The organism is Bradyrhizobium sp. 147, assembly GCF_023073935.1.
GTDB lineage: Bacteria > Pseudomonadota > Alphaproteobacteria > Rhizobiales > Xanthobacteraceae > Bradyrhizobium.
On sequence record NZ_JADPKL010000040.1, the window covers coordinates 1 to 7,033 of the forward strand.

General features: G+C 60.1%; 3 protein-coding genes and 3 pseudogenes. 3 read left to right on the forward strand and 3 right to left on the reverse strand.

Going from position 1 to position 7,033, the window contains the following annotated elements; genetic code table 11:
- Positions 1–338: hypothetical protein (locus IVA87_RS09330; protein WP_247333433.1), on the forward strand; the 338-nt coding region annotated here is incomplete at its 5' end.
- Between the two features lie 1,233 nt (positions 339–1,571).
- On the opposite strand, the gene IVA87_RS09335 is transcribed toward IVA87_RS09330, so the two are convergent.
- On the reverse strand, positions 1,572–2,582 hold the full coding sequence (locus IVA87_RS09335) for a DUF2891 domain-containing protein (protein WP_247333434.1): 1,011 nt from the start codon (positions 2,580–2,582) through the stop codon (positions 1,572–1,574).
- Between the two features lie 1,098 nt (positions 2,583–3,680).
- On the opposite strand from IVA87_RS09335, the gene IVA87_RS09340 reads away from it, so the two are divergent.
- Positions 3,681–4,811 carry an amidohydrolase family protein gene (locus IVA87_RS09340; RefSeq protein ID WP_247333435.1) on the forward strand — a complete coding sequence of 377 codons (1,131 nt, stop codon included), beginning with the start codon at positions 3,681–3,683 and terminating at the stop codon, positions 4,809–4,811.
- Positions 4,812–5,382: 571 nt separating this feature from the next.
- Here the strand turns inward: IVA87_RS09340 and IVA87_RS09345 are convergent.
- Positions 5,383–6,423 (reverse strand): annotated as a pseudogene (locus IVA87_RS09345) (IS110 family transposase).
- 94 nt (positions 6,424–6,517) lie between these two features.
- A pseudogene (locus tag IVA87_RS09350) lies at positions 6,518–6,669 on the reverse strand (transposase); the annotation flags it as partial.
- 80 nt (positions 6,670–6,749) lie between these two features.
- On the opposite strand from IVA87_RS09350, the pseudogene IVA87_RS09355 reads away from it, so the two are divergent.
- Positions 6,750–7,033: pseudogene (locus tag IVA87_RS09355) on the forward strand (IS110 family transposase); the annotation flags it as partial.

A 7,033-nucleotide genomic window follows, 5' to 3' on the forward strand; every position in this document is an offset into this window, starting at 1 on the left:
CAGGCAACCAAAAGCCAGCGCCGCTACGCTGTCCGCGATTTAGCGAAACTGCTGTCCGTCAGTTAGCGAAACTGCTGTCCCGTTTTTGCGAAATGCGCAGTCTCGACGGTCGGGGTGTACGGCTCCGCCGCGTCTGCGGATTTGCGAACGCGTTCAAGTTCGCTGCGAACATGGTGGGAGGATTCTGTGACGGCTTCGGTGATGGACGATGGAGGGCCACGTACACGCAGGCCTTGCCGCCCGTACTCATCGCGGCGGCTCTTGCTGGGGCCGGCGGTGAAACCTCGCCAGCCGCGCTCGATGGCACAGTTCTTCAAGACCGTCGCGAGCGGCCGTGATTATGACCCCTGCGCTCTGACGGCTAAGACGGCAGGGCTGGGGATTCATAGCGCCGGAGCAAGCCCTTCCCCGCTTGCAAAGCCAGTCACGAGACGATGCGCCTCATCCGATCGGTTCAGCGTGCCGGCCTTCCAGCCTCTGAGATTGCGGGCGTCATCATCACCCGAGTACGATGCGCCCGCAATCTGCTTGAGCCCCTTACCACAACATGGTCCTGGCGCTGATGTCAGCGAAGTTCGCGTCCATTGCCGCGCTGCTCGGCAATCCGGCACGGAGTCGAGGTACTTTAAAGAGTCATTCGCGGATCCTGACGTGGAGGAAGTCGCAAATAAGACGACTTTGCTGACAACGGACGCAGGCGATGAGATCAATCACGGTCGAAGTACGGGGGAAAGATGGCCAGACTATTATCCTGAGGTCTGCAAAAAGTGGCCCGCCTGACTTGGGATACAGACCTCGAGATGCGGTTTGAGACCCTTGGGTCTCCGCGGCTTAATGACGCCACCCAAGCTGTACTCGATCTCGTGTCGAGCCTGGAGTCTTCCTGCGATATAGGCCGACTCATGCAGCTCGTTCGAGCATAGCTCTGTCGAGAGCGGACCAAGATTGGCAAAGGTAAGAACTACCCTCCGCCACGAGAAAGGCTACCGAAGATATGTTATCCGAAGCGATGGCGGAGAAGCTTCTGGCAAGAGCTTCCGGCAAGGACGCGCGCTTTGGATCCAGGCCTTGAGATTGTTCTCAATGAAGCCAATCAGTCGACGACTGAGTACGGAATCGAGACCACATCGATCTTCGCTGTAACGACGTCGGCTACCGAAACCGCGTGGTCTTCTCGTTCGACCCTTTCCTCCTCGGGCGACGGACGCGAATCCCAAATGGTGGGAAAATGTGGAGCAATCTAGGGGTGCGCAGAAGATAGGTGTACCGAGAGAGAACATCTGCGACTGTAGCCCAAGTCCATAAGCTGAACTTTCTACACTCACATAAGGAGCGCCGGGCAGCCCTTTGATGGCCGCTTGGCGCCGAGAAAACAATTTGAAACTGATATTGAGAGCTGCTGCCTTGACACTCTCCTCAGACAAAATCACCTCAGGGGAGCAATCTTGTTTCGCGGAGCGAATCTCGATCCTAGGAGAGGGCTAAAGAGGTGGCCCCCGGAACACCTTTCGCGCCTAGGTCAGGTCTTGAGATAGATTAGCCCCCCAAATGACAGCGTCGTCCACAATCATCTAGTCACAATCGTCAAGCGCAAGGAACGCGAAGCTCGCAAGCCAGAAATCGCCATTTTCGCTGGCGAGGTATGGGAGAGCCGCGTCAAGGTGACGGCGGGCTGCTTCTTCGAGCCTGGGCTTCAGGGACGGCGGCACCGCTGCCGCAAGGTGCCGCCAAGCCCACGCACGATTGAGATTGACCCCATCGAGATGGGCGGTCAGCCCGTCGCTCCGGTCGCTGACCGTAACAGGCGTGAACAGCGTTGCTGGCTCGCCGCGCGCTAAGTCCGGGAGAAAGCGCCCGAACCAGGACTCGAACTCATCGCGCGGCAGGAAAGCGCGCATGCACTCGGCTTCCATCAGAGTAGGTGACAGAGCGTCGGTGCCGCTTGGCTCCCACGCTTGGCAAGCGGCGTCCATGCCGTACCAGCGCCGGGCGCTAGCGGCGAGCGTCTCGGCGAGCTCACGGTCACCGGTGGCGAGGGCGTAACGCCTTGCCAGCACGAGCGCGAAGGCGGTGTTTCCATTTGCGCCGACACGTGTCGGGTAGGTCGCCAGGGGCAGCCACCTCTTGAAGCGCGCGGCGAAAGTTTCTGCCAGAGGACGCAGAGCCTTGGCCCAGCGCCGGCCCTCGTCCGTCGCGTGCGTCTCAAGCTCCGCTTGCAGCATCAGGAGCCAGGCCCAGCCGTAGGGCCGCTGGAAGCCGCTCGTCGATGTTGGCCGATTGAGGTAGGCGAGCTCGCCTGCGACTTTGTCAGGCGTCAGCGCGCCGTCTAACCAAGCGCGAATATCGCCTGCGGCTCGGACGCCTGTGAAGCGCCGATAGAGGCGTGCCAGCAGCCAGTGAGTGTGGACCGACGAGTGCCAGTCCAAGCTGCCGTAGAAGAGCGGATGCAGGGCGCGTGGTACCTTCACTTCATGCGGTCCCGCCACCATGTGGTGATCGAACTTGGCTGGGTACTCGCGCCCTACGTGATTGAGCGCAATCCTGGCGAACTCCTCCGCCCTCTCTACTGTCATGTTGTTCATTTTTCCTCCTTGTCCGCATCGCCTCGCACGAGCGGTGTCCAACATCTGCAGGAGAATAGGATCGCGGCTGCGCGGGATTTGCGCAAATTCTCCCCACCGGGAAGACAAATTCTTCGTGGATCGTGCGTCTGACGCGTAGGGCCGACACACTCTGCACATCGGCGAGATCCTCGCCTACTCAGCGACACTGGAGGGGTTGCGCAAAATGTTATGGAGGGTGATCCCGTCGGAGACAAGGCTGTTCGAGTACAAGCGGCTGCACCTCCAAGAGTGCTTGCGACCCGTTAAGGCATGTTTTATGCCGACCCGCACTCAATATCTCCAAATTCCGGGCCCCCTTAGTCTGGAGCCACGCCGCGCGACTGAAGAGACGGTGATCCAGAATGCGTGGGTCGATCCAGCAGAGTCCATCCTCCTCTTGATCGACTTCGGCGATTGATCGCCTCGCATCTGGCCGGCACGCGCGGCGGCAGTCGCTCCAGCGCGTCGCGCGCATGATTTGCGAAAAATTTCTCTTTCCGGGGAGTGAATTTGCGCAAATCCTGCGCGATCGCGATCCTAATCTCTTGAGACGGCGGACGTTGCTCTTGCGGAGCGATGGCCGGGCGGAGGTGGGAATGAGCGAGTTAAAACCGGAATGGATTCGACCCTTTTGCCAGGATCAAGCTCGGTCACGCCGGCCGCGAATATCACAACCAGCTCGCCCCAACCTGCCGCTGAGCGCGGATGACGTGAGGGGCTACACTCGCCGGTCCGATATTTTCGCTAGCTTTGAGGAGAACACGCGGGCGCTTTGTGGACCTAACGCTGCTCGTGAGATCTGCCACACCAATTTTGTAACTCTAATTCGTGATCGGGAGGACATCAATGTTCAGCAAATGGCTGGCTTTAACTGTATGTGCTGTGTTGCTCAGCGGACGCCCTGCGGCGGCCGAGGATCGACAGGGAGGTATAACGCTCCTAAAGGCGGCCCACCTTCTTGATCCACGATCCGGACAAGTACTATCCCCAGCTGCAGTCCTGATCGAAAATGGAAAGGTCACTGAGGTTGGGGCGCCGGCGCAGGTCCACACGCCGCCCCAGGCCCGAGTGCTGGACTTGGGCGGAGCCACGCTCCTTCCTGGCCTCGTCGACAGCCATACACATCTCTTCCTCGACGTAGTCATTCCTCCCGAGCCGGAGCTCACTCGTCGGTGGAACTCGGACGGCGCACCAGACCTGCTCCTCGCGATTGTGGAGTCGCCTCAGAAGCGTGTGCTCACAGGTGCCCAGCTGGCTCGCGAAGACCTGGAGAGCGGCTTCACGACTGTAAGGAATCTTGGGAACTCTGGGATCGATGGGGATACCGAGCTTCGCGACGCAATTAACACCGGTAAGGTTGTGGGGCCCCACCTGCTGGCTTCCGGACGAAAGCTGATTGCGCGCGGCTCCCTCGTCAGGAACCTGAACGCCGCGCTCTCGGACGCGATCCTGGAGCAGGAGGTTTTGATCGTGGGCAGTCCCGACGAGGCGCGCGCGGCAGTACAGAGGAACGCCTTCCAGGGTGCCGACCAGATCAAGGTTATTCACGGCGACGGTATATCCGCCGCCAGCCTCGCCGCAGTGGTCGAGCAGGCTCATCGCCACAAAATGAAGGTAGCTGTGCATGTCCGTGGCCAGCAGAACATTCAGGAGGCTATCGACGCCGGTGTGGATTCGATCGAACACGGAGACGGAATTACCGATCGGCAACTGGAGGAGATGCGGGACAAGGGCATCTTCTTCGACATAACTCCGTGGATGTGGGAGAAAGTCTATTCGCCAGCCTGGCTCTCGGCCGAATTCCGCAGCCGGCGCGTTCCGCGCGACGATTGGGGCCGGAAGACCAGCGCGGCACTCGTGCAGAAGGTTCTGAAGTCGGGCGTGAAGTTTTCCGCGGGATCGGACATGTATTTGTATTTCGCTGGCAAGACCCGCGGCGAGGCTTCCGCCACCATGTTCACGGAGTTGAGTCGCGAGGGCATGCCATCGCTGGATATCATTCGTGCGGTGACCGTCAACGCCGCAGAAATGCTAGGCTGGCAGGACCGGATTGGCACGATCGAACCCGGCAAGTTTGCGGACATCGTGGCGGTAACTGGAGACCCGCTCAATGACATCAGCGAGCTGGAGCGCGTCAAATTCGTCATGAAGGAGGGGCGCGTCGCGAAGAACGAGCTGCGTCCCCGTGTCTCGGGAGCGTCGGAATGAACCGCAGTGCCAGGTGACGCGTGTCGGCGCGTTCCTACACGCCATACGCACTGTGTCTCGCGACGTTGGCAATACTAATGTCCATGAGCCTGTTGCATCGCTCCTGCGGAGCGATGCAACAGGTGCCTGCCGTCGCAGCCTAGCATCGCGCGTACCGAGACGTTATCTCCGAGCGCATTCGACTAGATCATCAACGTTGTGCTCCAGCGCAACGCTTACTGTAACCTGGCAGCCGGCAAGTGATGGATCGAGCACAACCACCAGGGTACGATCCTCTTGATCGTAACAAGTGACCTTGCCCCCATATATGGAACGGCCCGCGTGGCAAGAGCTTTTTTCAGTCGATTTCACACATTGGGACGGTGCGGTCATATGTCCGGCCTTTGCGCGCGGCACATGGCCGCTGGCCTCAATGAGATCCGCGGAAGAGGAGCTAAATCAAGTTTACGCGTTTGAGCGCATTAGGGGCAGTAGCTTCACTCGTTTCGGGACATGGGTTCATCGGCTGTTGTTGCACCTTGCCCTCTGCCGGCCTGCGCCGGTCAGATCGCTTTGGCGGTCACTGCGTCCATCAGACGGCGGCCGCGGCAGTCAGCGGGTCGGGACGTCGGTACGTCCCGCCCTTGTTCAGAAGCGCCCAGATGATCCGCGCCCTCTTGTTGGCCTGCGCGATCGCTGCAACCTTGAAGGGCCATCTGGCGAGAAGCGCCTTCAGCCACGGCCGCGCCCCAAGCGTCGTTTCGGAGAACCCGCAAGACGGCCGTCGCCCCGACAACGAGCAGAGAGCGGAGTTCCGGATTTCCCATCTTCGATATTCGTCCCAGTCGCTCTTTGCCTCCGCTTGAATGAGGCCGCGGCGTCAATTCCCAGTCAGGCGGCAAAGTGGCGAGCCGACTTGAACCCGCCGGGATAGGCACGAGCGCCTTGATGGTCGCCGCCGTGATGGCGCCGACGCCAGGTATCGTGGTCAACCGACGCATGTCCTCGTCGTGCTTGGTCTCCACAACAATCGCGCGCTCGAGTCTCTCGATTTGGTCGGCTGAAGCTTCAATCTCATCGGCAATAGCCCTCAGCGCGAAGCGCGCTGCTGCGGGCAGGCGAGCATCTGTCTCATTCCGTACGATTGCGACCAGCGCCTCAATCTTTGCCAGGCCAGCGGTGGCGATGATGTCCAATTCGGCCAGATGCGCGCGCAACGCGTTGACCGCCTGCGTTCGCTGCCGCACTAGAAGGGCGCGGGTCTTCAGCACCATCGCGGCAGCCTGTTGCTCGGCCGTCTTGATTGGGACGAAGCGCATGGTCTTGCGGGTCACCGCTTCGCTGATGGCCTCTGCGTCCGCCGCATCCGTTTTGCCTCGCTTTACGAAGGTTTGACATAAGCCGGCGGAATGAGCCGCACCTCATGACCGAGAGCTGCGATCTCGCGCGCCCAATAGTGGGCGCTACCGCAGGCTTCCATCCCCACCAGGCATGGTGGCAGTTTCTCGAAGAAGCGCAGAAACTCGCTGCGCCGCAATTTCCTGTTGAACACGGGCGAGCCCTCAGCATCCGCGCCGTGAACCTGGAAAACGTGCTTCGCCAAATCTAACCCGATGGTGCTAACCTGTTTCACGGAAGGGTCCCTCCTTTGTGGCGTTCGAACAAGACCACGTTCTAGCACTTTGATGCTGTTGAAGCGGGCCGTTCCACCACATCAAGTTTTATCCAGTTCTGGCGAACTCGGACGGCGTCTTCCATCCGAGCCGCGAGTGTGGTCGTGCGTCGTTGTAATCGGCGCGCCAGCATCCGAGCGCGACGCGGGCCTGGCCAGCGACGTGAACAGCATCTTGTTCATCAGTTCATCCCGCAGCCGGCCGTTGATGGGGAAGACGGCCCCGCTCCCTCGGCGCCGGCGATATACTGGCGATGGACGAACCCGGTAACAGGAGCAATTCACCAATGGAAGTCGCGACAATTGGGTTGGACATTTCGAAGCACGTATTTCACATCGAAGCACGTATTTCACATCCATGCAGTTGATGGCCAAGGCCAACTGGCCGGTCGCCAACGTCTCCGGCGAGGCGAGATCATGTCTTTCTTCTCCTCGCTCGCACCTTGTCTAGTCGGCATTGAGGCCTGCGCGGCTGCTCACCACTGGGCGCGGGAGATTCGGCAGTTTGGACATGATGTGAGATTGATCCCGCCGGCCTATGTTAAACCCTACGTACGAAGAGGAGCCAAGA

What these genes read in the sequence shown, in the direction of transcription:
- IVA87_RS09335 (WP_247333434.1), bottom strand. Translation starts at nt 2,582, where the DNA reads ATGAACAACATGACAGTAGAGAGGGCGGAGGAGTTCGCCAGGATTGCG.